This window comes from Arthrobacter sp. AOP29-A2-19, assembly GCF_058138025.1.
In genome coordinates this window covers 2,433,168-2,451,008 of sequence record NZ_CM176894.1, presented here as the reverse complement: position 1 = coordinate 2,451,008, position 17,841 = coordinate 2,433,168, and the positions used below count along the sequence as shown (strand labels likewise).

Annotated in this window: 19 protein-coding genes; 8 read left to right on the top strand and 11 right to left on the bottom strand. The window is 68.9% G+C overall.

Annotated features, from left to right (window positions below; all coding sequences use genetic code 11):
- Positions 1–148: 148 nt before the first annotated feature.
- Together AC3ZJJ_RS11295 and AC3ZJJ_RS11290 are read right to left on the bottom strand one after the other, a co-directional pair.
- A complete protein-coding gene (locus tag AC3ZJJ_RS11295) occupies positions 149–616 on the bottom strand; it encodes a DUF4383 domain-containing protein (RefSeq protein WP_489891919.1) in 468 nt (155 codons plus the stop codon).
- 266 nt (positions 617–882) lie between these two features.
- Positions 883–1,041, bottom strand: a complete 159-nt coding sequence (locus tag AC3ZJJ_RS11290) for a hypothetical protein (protein WP_489891918.1) — start codon at positions 1,039–1,041, stop codon at positions 883–885.
- 143 nt (positions 1,042–1,184) lie between these two features.
- Between AC3ZJJ_RS11290 and AC3ZJJ_RS11285 the strand changes: the two genes are divergently transcribed.
- The 3 genes from AC3ZJJ_RS11285 (at position 1,185) to AC3ZJJ_RS11275 (ending at position 3,753) form a co-directional block, all read left to right on the top strand.
- A complete protein-coding gene (locus tag AC3ZJJ_RS11285) occupies positions 1,185–1,892 on the top strand; it encodes a TY-Chap2 family putative peptide chaperone (protein ID WP_489891917.1) in 708 nt (235 codons plus the stop codon).
- A 106-nt stretch (positions 1,893–1,998) separates the two neighbouring features.
- Positions 1,999–3,288 (top strand): kynureninase, encoded by a 1,290-nt coding sequence (gene kynU, locus AC3ZJJ_RS11280; protein WP_489891916.1) that lies wholly within the window; start codon positions 1,999–2,001, stop codon positions 3,286–3,288.
- 138 nt (positions 3,289–3,426) lie between these two features.
- Positions 3,427–3,753, top strand: a complete 327-nt coding sequence (locus AC3ZJJ_RS11275; RefSeq protein WP_489891915.1) for a DUF6457 domain-containing protein — start codon at positions 3,427–3,429, stop codon at positions 3,751–3,753.
- A 40-nt stretch (positions 3,754–3,793) separates the two neighbouring features.
- Here AC3ZJJ_RS11275 and AC3ZJJ_RS11270 read toward each other — a convergent pair whose 3' ends face one another.
- From AC3ZJJ_RS11270 to AC3ZJJ_RS11235, 8 genes are all read right to left on the bottom strand, one after another.
- Entirely contained in the window at positions 3,794–6,136 is a 2,343-nt protein-coding gene (locus tag AC3ZJJ_RS11270) for an FdhF/YdeP family oxidoreductase (protein ID WP_489891914.1), read from the bottom strand.
- Positions 6,137–6,269: 133 nt separating this feature from the next.
- The gene (locus tag AC3ZJJ_RS11265) at positions 6,270–6,467 is read right to left on the bottom strand and encodes a hypothetical protein (RefSeq protein WP_489891913.1); all 198 of its coding nucleotides are present in this window, start codon (positions 6,465–6,467) and stop codon (positions 6,270–6,272) included.
- Between the two features lie 88 nt (positions 6,468–6,555).
- A complete protein-coding gene (locus AC3ZJJ_RS11260; RefSeq protein WP_489891912.1) occupies positions 6,556–7,524 on the bottom strand; it encodes a hypothetical protein in 969 nt (322 codons plus the stop codon).
- Between the two features lie 397 nt (positions 7,525–7,921).
- Positions 7,922–8,554 carry a maleylpyruvate isomerase family mycothiol-dependent enzyme gene (locus tag AC3ZJJ_RS11255; protein WP_489891911.1) on the bottom strand — a complete coding sequence of 211 codons (633 nt, stop codon included), beginning with the start codon at positions 8,552–8,554 and terminating at the stop codon, positions 7,922–7,924.
- Between the two features lie 49 nt (positions 8,555–8,603).
- The gene (locus AC3ZJJ_RS11250) at positions 8,604–9,068 is read right to left on the bottom strand and encodes a GatB/YqeY domain-containing protein (RefSeq protein WP_489891910.1); all 465 of its coding nucleotides are present in this window, start codon (positions 9,066–9,068) and stop codon (positions 8,604–8,606) included.
- 140 nt (positions 9,069–9,208) lie between these two features.
- Positions 9,209–9,961 (bottom strand): ArsR/SmtB family transcription factor, encoded by a 753-nt coding sequence (locus AC3ZJJ_RS11245; RefSeq protein ID WP_489891909.1) that lies wholly within the window; start codon positions 9,959–9,961, stop codon positions 9,209–9,211.
- A gap of 182 nt (positions 9,962–10,143) precedes the next feature.
- Complete coding sequence (locus AC3ZJJ_RS11240; RefSeq protein WP_489891908.1) at positions 10,144–10,647, bottom strand: VOC family protein; 504 nt, start codon at positions 10,645–10,647, stop codon at positions 10,144–10,146.
- A 133-nt stretch (positions 10,648–10,780) separates the two neighbouring features.
- Positions 10,781–11,380, bottom strand: a complete 600-nt coding sequence (locus tag AC3ZJJ_RS11235) for a TetR/AcrR family transcriptional regulator (RefSeq protein ID WP_489891907.1) — start codon at positions 11,378–11,380, stop codon at positions 10,781–10,783.
- 338 nt (positions 11,381–11,718) lie between these two features.
- Here AC3ZJJ_RS11235 and AC3ZJJ_RS11230 point away from each other — a divergent pair, with 338 nt between their 5' ends.
- The 5 genes from AC3ZJJ_RS11230 to AC3ZJJ_RS11210 all read left to right on the top strand — a co-directional run bounded on the left by AC3ZJJ_RS11230 (position 11,719) and on the right by AC3ZJJ_RS11210 (position 17,015).
- Positions 11,719–13,359 (top strand): MFS transporter, encoded by a 1,641-nt coding sequence (locus AC3ZJJ_RS11230; protein WP_489891906.1) that lies wholly within the window; start codon positions 11,719–11,721, stop codon positions 13,357–13,359.
- A gap of 204 nt (positions 13,360–13,563) precedes the next feature.
- Positions 13,564–14,004 carry a hypothetical protein gene (locus AC3ZJJ_RS11225; protein WP_489891905.1) on the top strand — a complete coding sequence of 147 codons (441 nt, stop codon included), beginning with the start codon at positions 13,564–13,566 and terminating at the stop codon, positions 14,002–14,004.
- Entirely contained in the window at positions 14,005–15,936 is a 1,932-nt protein-coding gene (locus AC3ZJJ_RS11220; RefSeq protein WP_489891904.1) for a hypothetical protein, read from the top strand. It begins immediately after the preceding gene.
- An 84-nt stretch (positions 15,937–16,020) separates the two neighbouring features.
- Positions 16,021–16,548, top strand: a complete 528-nt coding sequence (locus AC3ZJJ_RS11215; RefSeq protein ID WP_489891903.1) for a hypothetical protein — start codon at positions 16,021–16,023, stop codon at positions 16,546–16,548.
- 59 nt (positions 16,549–16,607) lie between these two features.
- The gene (locus AC3ZJJ_RS11210) at positions 16,608–17,015 is read left to right on the top strand and encodes a VOC family protein (protein WP_489891902.1); all 408 of its coding nucleotides are present in this window, start codon (positions 16,608–16,610) and stop codon (positions 17,013–17,015) included.
- Positions 17,016–17,093: 78 nt separating this feature from the next.
- On the opposite strand, the gene AC3ZJJ_RS11205 is transcribed toward AC3ZJJ_RS11210, so the two are convergent.
- Entirely contained in the window at positions 17,094–17,714 is a 621-nt protein-coding gene (locus AC3ZJJ_RS11205) for a GNAT family N-acetyltransferase (protein WP_489891901.1), read from the bottom strand.
- Positions 17,715–17,841 lie beyond the last annotated feature (127 nt).

Genomic DNA, 17,841 nt, shown 5'->3' with positions numbered 1-17,841 from the left:
TCTTAACGGGCTTCGCCTCGTCGGTTGAGGCCCCGTCCGGGAGCCACACGTCCCGTCCGGGCGTCCCGCGAGGTGCGCCCGAGGGCCCCTCCACCGATGATGTGGTGGTAGACGGCCGCGGCAGTGGTTAGTGTTTCCCCATCCGGCCTCAAGTCCTCGTGCGCCTGCGGGTGGTGTGGTCCCGGGAGAGTGCTACGCCAAGGACGACCATGGCGATTCCCAGGAACAGGTGCAGCCAGTTATCGGCCATGTTCATCGGCACGAAGTTGGCGGCGCTGTCATGCGGGACAACAAGCCCGTAGAGCCAGAGGACGAGGTAGACGGCGCCGCCCCAGATCAGGAAGTTGCGCGATCCCGCCTCCGTCTTTGCCATCACGACGCCGGCAACACCGATGAGCAGGTGCACGATGTTGTGGAGGATGGACACCTGGAAGGCTCCGAAGAGCATGGCTTCCGACGCGTGGCCAGCCATTGCGAGCTGGTCGTAGTTGGTTGTGATCCCCGGGATGAAGCCCAGGAGACCAACCAGAAGGAAAAGCGCGCCGACGACCATTGCCGCCGCCTGCGCGTTTGACCTGTGGGCCGTTCGGCCGTGGATGTGACCTGCAGTTGTCATGGTGTTCTTCCCATCAGTTTCCGCCACCTGGATGGGGGCGGTTGTCGAGCGAAAAAGACCTTACAGCTGCATGGTAGGAGCATCCGCTGGGAAATTCGATAGCTCCCGCGCGCGTGTTTGACAGCAATTTTCCGGCGCGGAATGCGCCCGGAAACACCGGGTTGAACCTGGTTCACGGGGTGTTGAACGCGGAGGTGGCAGGCAAGTAAAAGCGTGCCGCACTCTGTCCCCGTTCCTGTCCCCGCGCCGCTGTCCCCGGCCCGGGCCTACGGAGCCGGTCCGTGCGGGTGCCCGGCGCGCATCGCCTGCGTCACGGCGGCCACTGTGACGCCGTAGGTCGTGGCGATCTCCTCGACGCTCCATCCCGCGCTTCGCAGTTCCATCAGCGTCGGATAGGCAGGCACCTTGGCGATCGTGCGGCTCATGTCTCCATCCTTTCCGGGTAGCCAACCACAGGAAACCACATGCCCCCGACAGTTCGGCACCCTGCCGCCGGCCGTGTGGCGCGGGACGGATCGCCGTGGACGCCGTCCTATCCCCGCGGGGAAATGAAGTGCAGGATGGTTCCATGGCTTCGCGCAACGATGACGGTGGCACCTTCGACTATTGGCTCGTTAACGCGCGCAGTTGGTGGATCGCCACCGAACTGTGCCGGCGGCACGCGCAGCTGAGCATCGGTGAATGGCTCGGCGGAGAGCGGCCGCAGGACAGCTTGGGGCTGTACGACGAGATCCGGGGCAGCAGGATCATCGACATCAACCGGGCCGGGGACCTGTCCGTGGGGTCGCCCGGTTCGGCCGCTGAACCCGAGCTGCGCTGGCCGCAAGTCTTTATGGCGCCCGCGCGGACGGCCGTGCTGGCGCTGGAGAGGGCGGCTGGACTCGCCGCCCCGGCGAAGCCGCTGCGGACGGCCGGATCGCTGCTGACGTACCGCCTGATCACAACCCTGGTCGCGGCCGGAGCAACCGCAACCCGCCCGTGCGAGGTGCGCTCCGCCTTTCCGATGGGGCCGGAGCACACACCCGCGGAACACCTCTTCCACGATTTCCGCGGTGCCGCGGAACGCCGGCGTGGTGCCGGAACGACGCCGGTGGGGGACGCCGCGCACGGCTTCTGGTCCGTTCAGCGCAACGGCGAGGTCGCTTGCCTGTTGGACACGTCCGCGTATCTCTACAGCAGGGACGAGGCACCGGTGGACCTGCATCCGGCCTTCGAGGCGTCCGGCCGCAACATCTGGCGCCTCGTCGGCAGCGAGTTCGCGGCCCTGGTCGACTAGGGCGGCACTTGTCCGGACGGGCGGCGGGTGACCATATTCTGGAGGGGTGCGCGCCACGGTGCACGGACGCCGAAGCAGCGACGAAACACCCGAGACCAGGAGAGCCATGACGAACACCACGATCCCCACCGACCGCGCCGCCTGCGAGGCCGCCGACCTCGCGGACCCGTTGCGCGCGTTCCGGGAGCGGTTCGTCCTGCCGGACGGCGTCGTCTACCTCGACGGCAACTCTCTCGGAGCCCTCCCCGTCGGGGCGCTGGACCGCGCCACGCAGGTCATTGCGGAGGACTGGGGCAAGGGGCTGATCCGAAGCTGGAACACGGCCGGGTGGTTCGACCTGCCGACGCGCCTGGGAGACAAGCTTTCCCGCCTCATCGGCGGCGGGGCCGGGGAGACGGTCGTCACGGACACCACCAGCCTGAACCTCTTTAAGGCGCTCGCCTCGGCGGTGCGCATCCAGCAGGTCGACCAGCCTGCCAGGCGCGTCATCCTCACCGAGCGCGACAACTTCCCGACCGACGTCTACATCGCCGAGGGCATCAGCGACTTCCTGAACTCGGTGGCCGAGGAGACCGGGACCCGCTACGAGGTCCGCCTGATCGACGACTCCCTGCCCCTTGACGCGGCCCTCGACGCGAGCGTCGCCGTTGTTTCCCTCTCCCACGTCAACTACCGCACCGGCTCCATGTGGGACATGGGGGCGGTTACCCGCAAGGCGCACGACGCCGGCGCCCTTGTGGTCTGGGACCTCGCCCACGCGGCGGGCGCGGTGCCGGTGGACCTCAACGCCGCCGACGCCGACTTCGCCGTCGGCTGCACGTACAAATACCTCAACGGTGGTCCCGGTTCGCCGGCGTTCATCTGGGTCAACGCGCGGCACCAGGCGCGGTTCTGGCAGCCCTTGTCCGGCTGGTGGTCGCACGCGCGGCCGTTCGCCATGGCGGACTCCTACGCACCGGCGTCGAACATCAACCGGTTCTTGTGCGGCACCCAGCCCGTGGCCAGCCTGGCCATGGTGGAGACGGGGCTGGACGTCTCGCTGGACGCGGACATGACGGAAGTCCGCGCCAAGTCGCTGGCGCTGACGGACCTGTTCATCGACCTGGTGGAGACCCGCTGCGCGGACCACCCGCTTCAGCTGGTGACCCCACGCGGGCACGGGGAGCGTGGCAGCCACGTCAGCTTCCGGCACCCCGAGGGCTACGCGGTGATGAGCGCCCTGATTGCCCGCGGCGTGATCGGGGACTACCGGGAGCCGGAGGTGCTGCGCTTCGGGGTGACGCCGCTGTACACCTCGTTCGCCGACGTGTGGGACGCGGTGGAGGCGCTGCGCGACATCCTGGACACGCGCGCCTGGGACGCGGACGAGTTCAAGACGCGCAACGCCGTCACCTAGTTGCCGTCGCGCGGCTTCGCCGCCGGCCCCGCCGCCGCCCCGCCGTTGTGGTTCGCGGCCGTCGATGCTATCCCTTGGATGACGCCGGGCCGAAGAACGCCGCGCCCGGCGAAGCCCACAGCATCCGAGGGAGCCACGATGACAGGCAACGACGCAAACGCCGCCAACGACCAGCAGCTGCGCGAATGGGCGCAGCGCGTGAAGCAGGCCCTGCAGCTACTGGACATCAAGATCGAACCGGACGAGGTCGCGGGGTTGGCCGCGCGGGCCGATGCGGCCGCGGGTCCCGGCGCGGGGAACATCGGCGTGTTCCTTGCGGGCTACGCGGCCGGCGGCGCCTCGACGGAGGGCACCAAGAGCGCGCGGGAGGCCTTGGACGCAGCCATCGCCACCGTGGACAGGCTCTGCCCGGACGGCGCGACGTCGGGCCCGGACCGCGGCGGCTGGGCCGCGACGGGGCAGTAGGAGACGCCCGCACGCCCGGGGGCGGGCGCGAGGGCCGCGACTAGGCTGACGCCGCCGCCGGGCTGCCCGTCGGCTCCGGGGCCGGCGCGTCGACGGGCTCCAGCCGGACGATCACGGCCTTCGAAACGGGCGTGTTGCTGCCCTCCACCACCGCGTCGAGCGGCACCAGCGCGTTCGCCTCCGGATAGTACGCCGCGGCACACCCCCGTGCGGTCGGGTACGCCACCACCCTGTACTGGCGCAGGACACGCTTGATGCCGTCGTCGAACACGCCCCGGACATCTACGTACCCGCCGTCGGCCAGGCCGAGCTCCGCGAGGTCCTCCGGATTCACGAACACCACGTGGCGGCCCTTGCGGATTCCCCGGTAGCGGTCGTTGTGGCCGTAGATCGTGGTGTTGAACTGGTCGTGCGAGCGCAGCGTCTGCAGGATCAGCGTCCCCCTCGGCGCCTCGAGGTACTCGAGCTCGTTGACCGTCAGCACCGCCTTTCCGGTGGGGGTGGGGAACGTGCGCGAATCGCGCGGCCCGTGGGCCAGGATAAAGCCGCCCTCCTGGCGGATGCGTTCGTTGTAGTTCTCGCAGCCGTTGACCACGTGGGAGATGTGCTCGCGGATGCCGTCGTAGTTTTTCTCGAACCCCTCCCAATCGGCGGCGATGCGGTCGCCGAGGACCGCGCTCGCGATCCGGCAGACGATGGCGGTCTCGGACAGCAGCTTGTGGGAGACGGGCTCCACATTGCCCCACGACGGGTGGACGGCGCAGACGGTGTCCTCGACGGACACGAACTGGGGGCCGGATTCCTGCACATCGATCTCCGAGCGGCCCATGGTCGGGAGGATGAGCGCCGCGTCGCCGACCACGGTGTGGGACCTGTTGAGCTTCGTGGAGATCTGGACCGAGAGCTCGGTCCGCTCCATGGCCGCCTCGACGACGTGGGTGTCGGAGATGGCGGCAACAAGGTTGCCGCCGAGCGCGGTGAATACCCTGATTTTGCCGTCGCGCATCTCGCGGAACATTTCGACGGAGTCCACGCCGTGGCGGCGCGGGGGATCGAACGCGAACTCCTGTCCCAGAGCGTCCAGGAAGGCGGGCGGCATCTGTTCCCAGATGCCCATGGTGCGGTCGCCCTGAACGTTGCTGTGGCCGCGGATTGGCGACGCGCCCGCGCCGGGCTTGCCGATGTTGCCGCGCAGCAGCAGGAGGTTGATCATCTCCTTGATGGTGGAGACGCCCTTCTTCTGCTGCGTGATGCCCATGGCCCACGTGATGATGGTCTTCTCGGAGGCGATGTAGCGCTCGGCCAGCTCGTCGATCTCCCGGGACTGGAGCCCCGTGGCCGCGAGCACGTCGCGCTCGTCCAGGTGGGAGAGGTGCTCGCGCAGTTCGGCGAGACCCTCGCAGTGCTCCTCCAGGAACGCGTGGTCGAGCACGGTGCCGGGGTTGCGGTCCTCGGCGTCGAGCACGCGCTTGGAGACGGCCTGCAGCAGTGCCATGTCCCCGCCGAGGCGGATGTGCAGGAACTGGTCGGCCAGGTCCGTCCCGTGGCCGATGATGCCCTTGACCTTCTGCGGGTTCTTGTAGCGGCGGAGCCCGGCCTCGGGCATGGGGTTGACCGCGACGATGTGCCCGCCGTTTTCCTTGCAGGCCTCCAACTCGGTCAGCATGCGCGGATGGTTGGTGCCGGGGTTCTGGCCCATGATGATGATGAGGTCGGCGTTGGCGAAGTCGTCGAACGTCACGGTGGCCTTGCCCACCCCGATGGTCTGCCCCATGCCCCAGCCGGAGGACTCGTGGCACATGTTGGAGCAGTCCGGGAGGTTGTTGGTCCCGTAGCCGCGGACGAACAGCTGCCAGAGGAAGGCGGCCTCGTTGGAGGTCCGGCCGCTGGTGTAGAACGCGGCCTGGTCAGGGGAGTCCAGGGCCTTGAGCTTGTCGGCGAGGACGCCGATGGCCTCCTCCCACGACACGGGCCGGTAGTGGTCCTCGCCGGCCGGCTTGTACACCGGTTCCGTCAGCCGCCCCTGCATGCCCAGCCAGTATTCGGAGCGCTGGCGCAGCTCGCTCACCGGGTGTTCCGCCCAGAACGAGGAGTCGATGACGACGGGCGTGGCCTCCCACGTGACCGCCTTGGCCCCGTTCTCGCAGAATTCGAAGGTCTTGCGGTGGTGGGGGTCCGGCCATGCGCAGCTCGGGCAGTCGAACCCGTCCTTCTGGTTCATGGCGAGCACGGTCTTGGCCGTGCGCCGCGGCCCCATGTGCTTCAGCGCGGGCTGCATGGAGTGGTAGACGCCGGGAACTCCGGCCGCCCAGGACTTCGGGTGGTCCGTGACGTCGATGTCCTTCTCGTCGGGTTCCTCGACGGCGGGGTGCTTCCTGGTCATGGTGGCTCCTTCGGCGGGGATCGGTATGGGCCTTACCTCTAGGCCTAACAGTCGCGCCGGGGCGCCGCAAGGGGAATCGTCGGGTGGTTGACATGGCCGCCGCTCGGCTGTTCCCCGTGCCGCCGGCCCGGCGTCAGTGGGCGCGCGGCGCCTCGGCATCTCTTGGCGCGCGCCGTGCGTCGGCCCGGAGAATCCCGTTGGCCACCGCGGCGCGCACCACCAGGTACAGCACGAAGAAGAAGGCCGTAGCGACGATCAGGGCCGGCACCAGGCCGAAAAGCAGCGGAACGAGCATGTCCATCGGTGATACTCCCAGCGGGTCGGCGTCCATGAGGGAATCCTACGGGCAGCGCGTCGGTCCCAGCTCCACACACGCGCCGGTCCATCCACGGGACCTGTCTCCGTTGTTGTCTGGAGTGTCATCCTCCACACAATGGGCGTGGATCCGCGCCGAGGTGAGCGGGGGAGCGCAGGGCGGCCACGACCGCGGAGCCCGCGGCGGCCTCGATGGTGGCGGGGTTGCCCACCACCACTAGGCGGGACCGTGCGCGCGACATCCCCATCCGCATCTGCTCGGCGGCGCTCGACGAATCGTCGAACCCATTCACGCACAGCACAACGGCTGGGCGCTCCAGTCCCTTGAACTCGCGGACCAGCCCGTAGAACTCCTCGTCGCCCTCGTGGCACGCGGTCCAATAGTCGGCAGGCGTGCCGGCGTCCCACAGGTTCGCCTCGTGCAGCGGATGGGGGTTCCCGGTCGTCAACACCGCGATCTGGTCCTTTCTCCATCCCTCGCGCAGCAGGGCGGAGGCACAGTCGCTGGCCAGGTCCTCGGCGTCGTCCGTGAAGCACGCGTGGAACGAGACCGACGTGCCCTCCGCGACGACCGGGGCGGCGCCGCCGGCGTAGGCGTGGATCCGTTCCGCCGCTGCCTCGTGGCCGCGAGGACGGCGCAAGAGCGCCCGCAGCACGTCCCACTCCAGTTCGGTGAAGTCGGCCGCCTCGTGGAGAACCAGCGCATCGAGCCTCAGGTGTTCGGGGAGCTTTTCCGCGATCCGCAGCAGGCGGACGAGGTCGGCGCCGTCCAGTGCGCCGTCGTCCGCGGCCTGCCTGCCTTCAGCCCGCGCGGGCTTTCGTGTTCCGCGGACGCCGAGCCGCAGCGCGTAGTCGCCGAACCGCCCCGTGTGCACGGGTACGGCCTGCCTCCAATCGCGCACGTGCTCGCGCCAATAGCTCGCGAGGCCCGGGCCCCGGCAGAAGAGGCCCACCTGCAGGCTTTGGGCGCACAGGTCTTGTGCCGTCCTCAGGGCCAGGTGCGCCGCATCGGTGCCGATGGCCGATCCGGCGTCGGCCCGTTTGTCCCGTACGAACCGGTCGGGCCGGTCCACGCGGGCGGCGCCTTCCGGCGCGGCGTCCAATCCGATGTGATTCGGCCGGCGGGGATCCCGCAGGGAGAGGCCGGGCCGGACAGGATCCCGGAGCCCAGGATCCGGTCGGACAGGATCCGGTTGTGCAAGATCCAATCGGACAGGATCCGCTCGAAAGTCGTCGATTTCGGTCGATTCCAACGCGCGCACGGACATGGCGCCCCCCTTGTTCCCCCGAACAGGTCCGCATGCTCCCCACGAACAGGCGTGAACCTTTCCCCAATGGGTCAAATGTAGCGGTGTGGTGCCGAAGCGCAAGGGCGCGGGAACAACTGGTTTGGCCGCGCTCGCCGTCGTGTCCCGAGATGTCCGCCGCCGAAGTCCAACCCGCAGGGTTCGGGCGTCCCGAAAAGCACCGCTAGCAGCGGGCCCGCAGCTCCCCCACGCCGTCGCCCGAGAGCTCGTCGCAGAACACCCCGCGCCCGGTCATGGCCATCACCAGCGCCAGCGTGGTGCCCCGGACGAGCGGGCCCGAACCGGTCGCGAAGGGTCCGTCCGTCGCGGTCAACCGCAGTCCCTTGATCCTGCCCTTCGCCAGCACCACCATGTCCGACGCCGCGTAGTGCCGGGCCACGGCGGTCAGGACGTCGAGCGGATAATCGCGCCCGATGCCGAGCGGCCGGCGGATGTCCTCGCCGTGAACCACCGTCTCGCCGAGCATCGCGATCCGGGGGAGTGGCGGCGAGGTGGTGCTGTCCACCACCGCCCCGAACCGGGCCAGCGTTTCGGCGGGCGTCGCGCCGAGGTGCTCGGCAAGCCGCATGGCCACTTGCCGGTCGAAGTCGAATCCGCAACGGAGCACCCCGGCCATCCAGCGGGCGGGATTGAGGCTGGCCGCCGCCGTCAGGTGCGCCACGACGTCCCGGACGGAGAACTCGGTGCACAACGACGTCGTGCCCCAGCGCTTGTCGGGCAGGCCCGCGAGGTCCGCAGCGAGCGCGGCACGCTCCGCGTGGATCGGCGCCCAACCGATCGGCATCGACTTCGGCACGGCGTTCCTCCTCTTTGTGGCGTTTTCTCGGCGGCGTCTGCGACCGCGGTCAGGACAGGCGGGACTTGACCATGTCGCTGGTGGCCTTGCCGTCGAAGCGGCCGGCGACCTCGGCGGACACCAGCTTCATGACCTGACCCATCTGCCGCATCCCGGGAGCCTCGCCGCCGGCCGCGAGGGTGGCGATGGCCCGGTCCACGATGCCCGCCACGTCGGCCTCGGTGAGGGGCGCCGGCAAGTACGTCTCGATGAAGTCTGCCTCGGCGGCCTCCTGGGCGGCACGCTCCTCCTGGCCCGCGTCCGTGTAGGTCTGCGCAGTCTCGCGGCGGCGGGCGGCCTCCTTCTGAAGCAGCGACGTGACCTGCTGGTCGTCCAGCTCGACCGGCGTCTTGCCGCCCTTTTCCTTTGTGTTGATCTCGCCCAGCAGATTGCGCAGGGTCATCAGCGCCAGTTTGTTGCCGGACTTGAGGTGGGCGGTCATGTCGGCGCGGAGCTGGTCCTTGAGCGTGCTCATGGCGGGGCCTTTCGGTCGAGGTCTCAACGGGTTCTGGGTCCATTCTCCACGCGTTCGGTCCCGGGGATGGAGCGGCGCGCTCCGCCGTCGGATGCCGGCACCGCGCGGCACCGCGCGGCGGACCCGCTCGGGTGCGCCAATCAGGTGTACGTCAGCGAACCCGGCGTGGTGAGCCGATCGCCCGTTTCCAGCCACGTCTTCAGCCCCGAGAGGATCATCGGCCAACCGCCGTAGAGCTGCTCATTGGCTCCGTCGCGCAGCTGGTCGTGCGTTACGGTCAGGCGGCACGAGTCCTCCACCTGCTCGATCTCGTAGGTGACGCGGGACGGGCCCTCAGCCGCGACGTCGTCGTCCCAGAGGGCGGTCATGGTGAGCGAGAGCCGGCGCGGCGGATCGAACTCCAGGATCTCGCCCTCGCCCAGCGGACCGTCGGCCCGGGGATTGGTGGTCCTGTACCTGCTGCCCGCGGCCCAGTCCGTCTCGTACGCGTTGCCGAACATGTAGACGGCGGTCTGCTTCGGGTCGGTCAGTGCCTCCCAGAGGCGTTCCGGAGATGTGCGGATGTAGATTTCGTAGATCTTTTCCATGGGATTTTCCAGACGTGATTTCAGGGCACTCAGCGCCGCGACGGTCGGCAGGGCGTACTTGCTGACCCAGCGGTCGTGGATGAGCCTGATGGGAACCGGATTGAGGAAGTGCAGCTTTTCGCGGCCCCGGCGGCGGACGACGACGAGTCCCGCCTCTTCGAGCTGCCTGAGGTGCTTCATGACTCCGAAGCGCGTGAGGGCGAAGCGCGCTTCGAGGGCGCCCAACGTCTGCCCGTCCTCGATGAAGAGCAGGTCCAGCAGCTCCCGCCGCGTTGGATCGGCGAGGGCCTTGAAGACGGCGTCCATGGGCTCAGGATAGGTGACCGATTAGTCACATGTCTAGGAGTGCGATGCGACGCGGATGGTGAGGTTCAGGATGGTGCCGATGCCGATGCCGATGCCGATGCCGATGCCGATGCCGAGCGCCGAAGCCGAGCGCGGAAGCCTCGCAGCGGTCGCGCCCGCAGGGACACCGGTGGTGCGCCGTCCTATCGTTCGGTTTCCGACGACTCCATGGCTTGGGCCTCCAGCCGCTCCGCGGTTTCCCGGGCATCCTCCACGACGCGCACTTGCCCACCTGGGCGCGCGTCGGTGTGCCGTTCCGTGGTGTAGAAGCGGAGTTCGTGCCCGTCCGGATCGCCGAGGTGGGGAAGGATCCAACCCATGGACGCGCGGTGGACGCCCGCGTGGCGCTCGCCCAGTTCCGTCAACCGCTGGGCCCACGCCTCGAGATCGGCCTTGGTGGGGACGCCGATGGCGAAGTAGTCGAAGCCGGCCGCCGCGGCTGCCCGCTCGGGATCGAGGCGCAACGCCAGGGGTGGCCCCCCGCGGGGGTGGCTCAGCGCGACGCCCATGAGCTTCCCCTGCTCCACGAATTCCATTTCCAGCTCGTAGCCGAGCCGGCTCTTGTACCACTCCTGACTTCGCTGCAGGTCGCTGACCGGCAGCTTCAGGTGGTGGATGCCGTCGAGTTCCGGGGTGCCGTGTTCCATGGAAAGTGTCCTTTGGCCGCTTGTGTAGCCACACGGTAGGCCGGGCGCGGCGGGCTGGACAAGGGTGCGTGCGGATTGGGTGGGCCGGGCGCCGCGTCGAGACGGTTTGGGCGGCCGCCCCGCCCCGCGGCGCCTACTCTTTGGTCAGCAGGTGGCACCAGGCGTCGGTGAGGGTGTCCAGCGCGATCTCGCGGTCCGCGAGGTCCGCCTGCCAGCCCGCGCGGAACCAGCGCATCGACAGGTACTGGAACTGCCCGAAGGCCAAAACACAGCGAATGCGGCGGCTGGCGGGGTCGAACCTGTCCGCCTTGTCCAGGCCCTCCTGCATCCAGGCCGCCGTGCCCTGGAACCAGCTTTCGATCCGTTCGTCGATGTCCGGCTCGCTCGGCGCGGCCTGGAAGGCGGCCAGGATATAGGGCCGAATGACCGCCCACTGGTCGAACTTCTTGTCCAGCCAATTGCGCACCAATTGCCGCTGCCCGCGCTCGATCACGACCGCCAAAGTGGGGTCGTCCTGGCCCGTGAGGATCTCGTCCACGCGCGCAATCAGCGAGGCCATGAGCTCCGCCTTCGAGGAGAAGTGGAGGTAGAACGTGGTCCTCGTGGTGCCGGCCCCGGCCGCGATGTCGTCAATGGTGGTGGCGGCGTACCCCTTGGCATCGAAAAGCTCCAGCGCCTTGTCGAGCAAGAGCTGGGTGGTGAGTTTTCGTTGGGCTTCCCGGAGCGTGGCCATGCGACCAGCGTAGCCCGATTTTGGCCACGTCTACCCACCAAAGGGACATTAAGGTCGTCAGAAATACGCCTTAATCTTTCACTTGACACTGTGTCGTGCCAAACAGTAGCTTGTTGTCCAGGTCACACGCCGCTATGGGGAGCACCACCAGTTGGGGCATGTCCGGGAATGCGAAACGCGCCGCGGGATATGGGGTCGGAACCAGGCGGCACAAGCGTCATCGTCGATCCCGAAGCCTGTCACCCCCTCGGACATCCACGCCGAGTCCGCCCGCTCTTCCACACCGGCCGCCGTTCCCAACGCCACGTCATCGTTCGACCACACACCAAGGAGTTTCCATGAGCCAAGACCACGGGGCGCAGGCGCCCGAGACACCACAGACCTCTCCGCCGCCGCAGGACCCGCCCGCGGCCGCGGGCCGTGGGCGTCCAGCCATGGGCCGGGGAACACTCATCGCGGCCGCACTGGCCGTGATGGTTGCCCAGATCGCCAACGCACTGCCCGGGGCACTCAACGGCGAGTACCAGCAGACGTTTAATGCCGTGGGCTCCCAGCTGACGTGGATCACGGCGGCGTTTATGATCCCCGTCGTCGTCTTCGAACTCACCTTTGGGGTTCTCGGCGACAAGTTCGGCCACCGCAGGATGGTGCTCGGCGGGGCCGTGCTGGTGGTCGCCGGTTCGCTGGTCTGCATGGTCTCGCCGACGGTGCAGGCCATGTGGGTCGGCTCGGCGCTCAACGGCCTGGGCGCCGGCGCCATCTATCCGGCGTCGCTGGCGCTGGTTGCTTCCGTCGCCAGGAACATGCAGGAACGCGTGCGCGGGATCGCCATCTGGGCCGGCTTCCTCTCCGCGGGGTCGGCCCTGTCCCCGCTGATCGGCGGCATGTTCGCGGGCGCCGGCTGGTGGCGCGGCGCCTACGCCGTCGTGGCAGTGTTCGCCGTCGGCACTCTGCTCGTCACGCTGCTGCGCGCCCAGGAGACGGCACCGGCGCCCGCGCGCCGGCTGGACCCCTGGGGCCAGGCCACGTTCGCGCTGGGACTCATCCTGGTGCTCTTCGGCCTCGTCCAAGGCCCCGAATCCGGCTGGACCGCGACCCCCGTCGCCGCCGCACTCGTTGCCGGCGTCGTCCTGCTGGCGGTCTTTGTGGCAATCGAACGCCGCGCCGAGTCGCCGCTGCTCGAGCTGAACCTCTTCCGCAACCGGCAGTTCACGGTCTCGTCGATCGTCGCCGTCGTCGGCATGTTCGCGTTCCTCGGCGCCTGCTTCTCCACCAGCATGTGGCTGGGCCCCGTGCAGCACCAGAACCCCATGTTCCTGGGACTGTTGTTCCTGCTCCTGCAGGGCCCGGCCTTCGTGCTCATCCCCGTGATCTCCCGGCTCCAGCACCGCCTCCCGGCCAGTTGGCTGATGGCCGCCGGGTTCACGGCCATGGCCATCGGTGCGGCCATCGCCTCGCAGTTCGACGTCACGGACCGCGGAGTCGCGAAATTCATCGTTCCCTCCCTGCTGGTCGGCCTGGGGTTCGCCTTCACGCTGAGCCCGATGACGGCGATCGCCGTGAACTCCGTGCCGCGGCACCTGACCGGCATGGCCAGCGCGACCACCAACCTCCTCCGCGACCTTGGCTTCGCACTCGGGCCGGTATTGGTCGGCGCCGTGGCGCTCAGCGCTGCCGCGGGCCGGTTGGTCCCGTCACTGCAGGGCTCCGGCTTGCCGGCGGACCAGTTGGGCCCGGCCCTGGGCATCGCCGAGGCAGGTGGGCCGATCGCATTGAACAGCCTGCCGGAGGGGGCGCCGGGATCGGCCGCCCAACAGTTTGCCCTCGAGGCGCTCGGCAGCGGGTTCTCCCAGGCATTCATCGTTGTTGCGGTGGCGGCCCTCGCGGCGGCACTGCTGAGCTGGTTCGGGCTCCGCGGCGCGAAAGACCCCGGGCACGAGCCCGACGCCGAGGTCGAGGCCCTCTCCGCGGCCCAGTAGGCAGAACCCGGGTTGGGAAGGAGCCCTGGCCCGCGCCACAGCACCGCGAAGTGGACATCCCCTCGGTTAACAACCTGCGGGATTGTCCACTTCGCGTGGCTGTTTGGGTGGGGAGAGTGGAAGCTATCGGGGTGGGCGGGGGAGGGCCGCTCCGGCATGGGCAGTTCTCCCCATCGCCTCAGGTCAAGTCCGTGTGCAAGGCTGGTGCCAGAGAGCAAGGAGTCCACCGTGCGGTACACCATGAATCTTCCCGGCATACACCAGGTGCTCGTCGACGTGGCCGGCGACGGCGCTGCGCTCCAATCGGGTTCGGACGCCACGGCAGCGGCGGCCGAGAGCCTCTCCGGACTGTTCGGCGACGCGGGAGACGTCGGATCCGGCTTCGACGCCGTTTGGTCGGCCCGCTCCGACGTCGCACCCCGCGTCTCCCGGCTCCTGTTCCTGAAGGCCAACGGCGTAGCAGGTGCCACCGAGGCGTTTCGGGCCGGTGACAGCACTATGGAACAGGACGCCACGGCGGCGCTGAGTATGGTCGGCGCGCCGGCGCAGGGTGGGGGCGCCAACCCTGGCGAGGCTTCGGGGCCGGATGGCACCACGCCGGACGCGCCGCTCTTCCCGGGCTTTGGTTCGCAGAGGGCACGCTAGATGGTGTACCTGCGACAGGTTCCCGTTCCCGATGTCCCGTGGGACGACCTCCTGCTCGCCGCCGCCGACCTGCGCAACAAGTCGGCGGCCAGCGCCGGCTACCTGGACGACGCCAAGACGGCCTGGTCGGGACTCACCGCCCACTACGGGCACCCCGACACGGAGACTCGCGTCGCGACCGCCCTCGACGAGCTCGCCGCGCCGACCAGCGAGTGGGCGACATCGCTGGCGCGGGCCGCGACCGCGGTGGAGGACTTCATCGGGGCGGGCAGGGCCAAGGCCGACACCCTGCTGGCGCTGTCCGACGAGGCCGCCACGTTCCGCTCAAACCATCCCCGGCTTTTCGACGGAAGCACGCTGGACGACGAGGACCGGCAGGCCGTCCTGCTAAACGGCGACTTGGACGGCCGAATCCAAACCGCGATCACTGCGTGGGGCACTGCGCGGGCGGACGCCGTCGCCGCCCTCGGCGGCATTTCCGGCGGCACCGGCGACGACCTGCCCGAACCGGCCGGCGATGCCGGGTCGCAGCTGCCCGCTGGTGGCTGGGCGACGTTGACCACGGCGCTGGACGGGACGTTCGGAGGCCTCAGCCCGTCGTTGATCCTCCAAACGGTCGCGGGCCTGAACGATGCCGAACTGCTGCTCTGGGCCCAGGCCAACCCCGTGGCCGCGCAGACTCTCGCGAACAATCGGCCGATGGGACCGTTTGCGTCGGGCAGTCCCGAGCAGATCATGATCGCCGCCATGGGCGGCGCCGACCCGCAGACAAGCGCCGAGATGCGGACCATCCGAGAGGCGTGGCTGGGACTGGGCGAGGATGCCCGGTCGCGGATGTTGCTGCTCTACCCGGGGGTGTTCGGGGCACTCAACGGGATTCCCATGGCGGACCGCGTCACGGCCAACAAGGTCAACGTCGTCGGCGAGCACCAGAACGTCCGAGACCAGGCCGACGCACTGAGCGGCAGGGAGGAACCGGGCTGGGAGTGGTACTACGCCTTCGGCGGATCCGAGGTGTACCTGCGGGAACTCGAGGCGTGGGAGGACGACGTCGAGAAGCCGCTGGCGAACTACGAGCGGCAGCTGCAGGGGCTTGAATACGCGATGGAAAACGGTTCGGACCTGGTGTTTGTCAGCAGCGAGGGCGATGGCCGCATCGTCTCGATGAACGGGCAGTTCACGCCCGAAACGGACAGCGTCTTCACACTGGTCCCCGGCACCGGAGCCGATCTGTCCCAGTTCGGCTCCTATGACGGGCGGCTGACGGGCATGCAGGGCGACACCGAGGACAAGGTGTCCTTCTACTGGCAGAACGCCGATCTGCCGAACGAGATTCCGGACAACGTCACCGACGAATACTCCGTGGGCGGCGGGCCCGAGCTGGCCCTCTTCGACATGGCCGTCGACCTCGAAGCGCCGACCGACGCCCGCACGACCTACGCCGGCTACAGCGCCGGGGCGTCGCTGCTGGGCGAGGGCGAAAAGGAGGGTCTCGACTCCACGAACATCGTCTACCTCGCCCCGGCGGGACCGGGTCCGGATGTCCATTCGGTCGGGGACACCCAGAACGAGGACGCCAACCGGTACTGGATCCAGACGCGCGACGACCCCATCAGCTGGGCGCAACTCCTCGGGGAGACGGTGCACGGCGGCAGCCCCGGGCAAATGGACGCCATTCGCCTTGAGGCCGGCTTCAAGGACGAGGACAAGCCAGACTCGCTGCTGTCCGGACATACGGACTACTTCGATTCGGGGTCGACGGCTATGCACAACCTGCGCGGTGTCATCGACGGCACGTCCGTTTCGCTCCACGTTCCGGACGAGATGGCGTGGAACGGCGCCGGCTACAGCACATGGAGCCCGATCGAGCTGAAGCCGGAGGACTACGCGTATGGAAACCTTGAGCAGGTCGACATCTCCACCCTGGAATAGGAACGCATGAAAACGACACGACGACGCCTGGTCCTTGCGGGAGCGGCAGCATGCATGGCGGCAACGAGCTTGGGAGGATGCGGAATGGACAACGGCGGCAACAGCAACACCGGTTCCAACGGGGAAGCGCTTGTCAGGAGCGCCGAGGTTCTCCACGAGGTCGTCCCGAGTCTACTCACGGAGCTTGGATCGAGCGGGCCCGCGCCGTCGACCTACCTTGTCGACGCCGAGCTGAGCTGCCTGCGGCCCGAGATCGAAGCCCACCAGACCGAGACCAGCTGGACCGTCCACACCGAGGGGCGGGCAACGGATCTCGCGGCGGCGAAGGCGTCCGTCGACCGCGCCGCGGCGTTTATGGAAGCGCAGGGCTGGGACAAGGTATCGGACAAGCCGACGGGAGGCGCCGCCCACGGCGCGGGCTTCGCGCAGGAAGACCGCACCCTGCGGATCCAGGCGCTGGACGGCAAGTCGGGCGCCCGGCTGGAGCTTCGTGCCGGAACGGACTGCTATGCGCATCCGGAGGACCACATCATGACCCGGGCCGCCACCGACCCCGGATACGGCAAGTCGAACCCCAACTACGACGCCGAGGCGGAGAAGGCCGCCCAATAGGGCGATCCCAAGCTGCGCGGCTCCACGAACGGCGCCGCGCTCGACCCAAGGAGCAAAGCATGCTGAAGATGAGCCCGTATCTCGCGTTCAACGGGCAGGCTCGCGGGGCCCTGGAGTTCTACCGGAAGGTCTTCGGAGGCAAGCTGGCCATCATGACTCACGGCGACTACCAGCACCCGGATCCCGAGATGGCCGACCAGGTGATGCACGGACAGCTGGCGACCGAGGGTTTCGTCCTGATGGCCGCCGACCACCCGGAGGGCAAGGCGCCCCACGGCGAGGGAAACACGACCGTGGGCATCTATGGCGACGATCCGGAAACCGGCAGGGCATGGTTCGATGCCCTGACGGAAGGCGGCGCAGTGCGCCATGCCTTCGGGGAGCAGGCATGGGGCGACTCCTACGGGGAGTTGGTCGACAAGTTCGGCGTGGTCTGGGCGATCAACGTGTCGGGCGGTAAGGGCTAGCGCCCGGCGAGGAAGGACTGGGGACCGGAGGCTCGATCGCGACGCTGGGGTGAACGTGGTGGGCCTCGGCGGCGAACCTCAGAAGTCGATCCGCATCACCACGCGCCGCGGGCTCGGCCGGCCGACCTCTCGCATGCCCGCCGCCTCGAAGACGCCCCGGCCGCCCACGTACAGCTCGCCCCAGACCGCTTCCTTCCCCGGGGCGATCTCCAGGGCGTAACCCTCCACGGCCCGCGCCCCACCTTCGCGGGCGAACCCGACGGCCGCCCGTGCCAGCGCCCGGCTGACACCTCGGCGGCGGTAGCCCGCGCGGGTGGCGAAACAGGAGACGGTCCAGACGCCGTCGTCCTCCTTGTCCTCGTCGCGCCCTTTCCACGGGATGCGCATGCCTTTCATGCGCGGGTAGGCGGTGCGCGGCTCGACGGCGCACCAGCCCGCCGGCTCGCCGTCGAGGTACGCGAGGAGCCCGCTCGTCGGCGCGCCCGGTGTCCCGCAATTGGCCTGCTTGCGCAGGCGCGCGGCGCGTTCGCCCTGCGTCGAGGCGTCCCATTCGCGGCCGCCGAGCTTGAACCACTGGCACTGGCAGTCCCGCGCCTGGCCGCGCTCGCCGAAGACGGCCTGCAGGTCTTCCCAGGGCGCGTCGCTGGCGGGAACCACGACGACGTCGCGGTCGCGTTGGTCGGCGGATGACGTGGGCATGACCCGAGCGTGCCATCGCCGTCGCCGCCGGTCAACGCGCAAGTCTTTCCACCCGAAGTGGACGAAACCACGGTTCGTTAATCGAGGTACCGTCCACTTCGCGGGGTGCCGCGTGGGAGGAAAGCGA

What these genes read in the sequence shown, in the direction of transcription:
- AC3ZJJ_RS11230 (WP_489891906.1), top strand. Translation starts at nt 11,719, where the DNA reads ATGAGCCAAGACCACGGGGCGCAGGCGCCCGAGACACCACAGACCTCT.
- AC3ZJJ_RS11295 (WP_489891919.1), bottom strand. Translation starts at nt 616, where the DNA reads ATGACAACTGCAGGTCACATCCACGGCCGAACGGCCCACAGGTCAAAC.
- AC3ZJJ_RS11240 (WP_489891908.1), bottom strand. Translation starts at nt 10,647, where the DNA reads ATGGAACACGGCACCCCGGAACTCGACGGCATCCACCACCTGAAGCTG.
- AC3ZJJ_RS11250 (WP_489891910.1), bottom strand. Translation starts at nt 9,068, where the DNA reads ATGAGCACGCTCAAGGACCAGCTCCGCGCCGACATGACCGCCCACCTC.
- AC3ZJJ_RS11290 (WP_489891918.1), bottom strand. Translation starts at nt 1,041, where the DNA reads ATGAGCCGCACGATCGCCAAGGTGCCTGCCTATCCGACGCTGATGGAA.
- AC3ZJJ_RS11210 (WP_489891902.1), top strand. Translation starts at nt 16,608, where the DNA reads ATGCTGAAGATGAGCCCGTATCTCGCGTTCAACGGGCAGGCTCGCGGG.
- AC3ZJJ_RS11275 (WP_489891915.1), top strand. Translation starts at nt 3,427, where the DNA reads ATGACAGGCAACGACGCAAACGCCGCCAACGACCAGCAGCTGCGCGAA.
- AC3ZJJ_RS11220 (WP_489891904.1), top strand. Translation starts at nt 14,005, where the DNA reads ATGGTGTACCTGCGACAGGTTCCCGTTCCCGATGTCCCGTGGGACGAC.
- AC3ZJJ_RS11265 (WP_489891913.1), bottom strand. Translation starts at nt 6,467, where the DNA reads ATGGACGCCGACCCGCTGGGAGTATCACCGATGGACATGCTCGTTCCG.
- AC3ZJJ_RS11205 (WP_489891901.1), bottom strand. Translation starts at nt 17,714, where the DNA reads ATGCCCACGTCATCCGCCGACCAACGCGACCGCGACGTCGTCGTGGTT.
- AC3ZJJ_RS11270 (WP_489891914.1), bottom strand. Translation starts at nt 6,136, where the DNA reads ATGACCAGGAAGCACCCCGCCGTCGAGGAACCCGACGAGAAGGACATC.
- AC3ZJJ_RS11235 (WP_489891907.1), bottom strand. Translation starts at nt 11,380, where the DNA reads ATGGCCACGCTCCGGGAAGCCCAACGAAAACTCACCACCCAGCTCTTG.
- AC3ZJJ_RS11215 (WP_489891903.1), top strand. Translation starts at nt 16,021, where the DNA reads ATGGACAACGGCGGCAACAGCAACACCGGTTCCAACGGGGAAGCGCTT.
- AC3ZJJ_RS11245 (WP_489891909.1), bottom strand. Translation starts at nt 9,961, where the DNA reads ATGGACGCCGTCTTCAAGGCCCTCGCCGATCCAACGCGGCGGGAGCTG.
- AC3ZJJ_RS11285 (WP_489891917.1), top strand. Translation starts at nt 1,185, where the DNA reads ATGGCTTCGCGCAACGATGACGGTGGCACCTTCGACTATTGGCTCGTT.
- kynU (WP_489891916.1), top strand. Translation starts at nt 1,999, where the DNA reads ATGACGAACACCACGATCCCCACCGACCGCGCCGCCTGCGAGGCCGCC.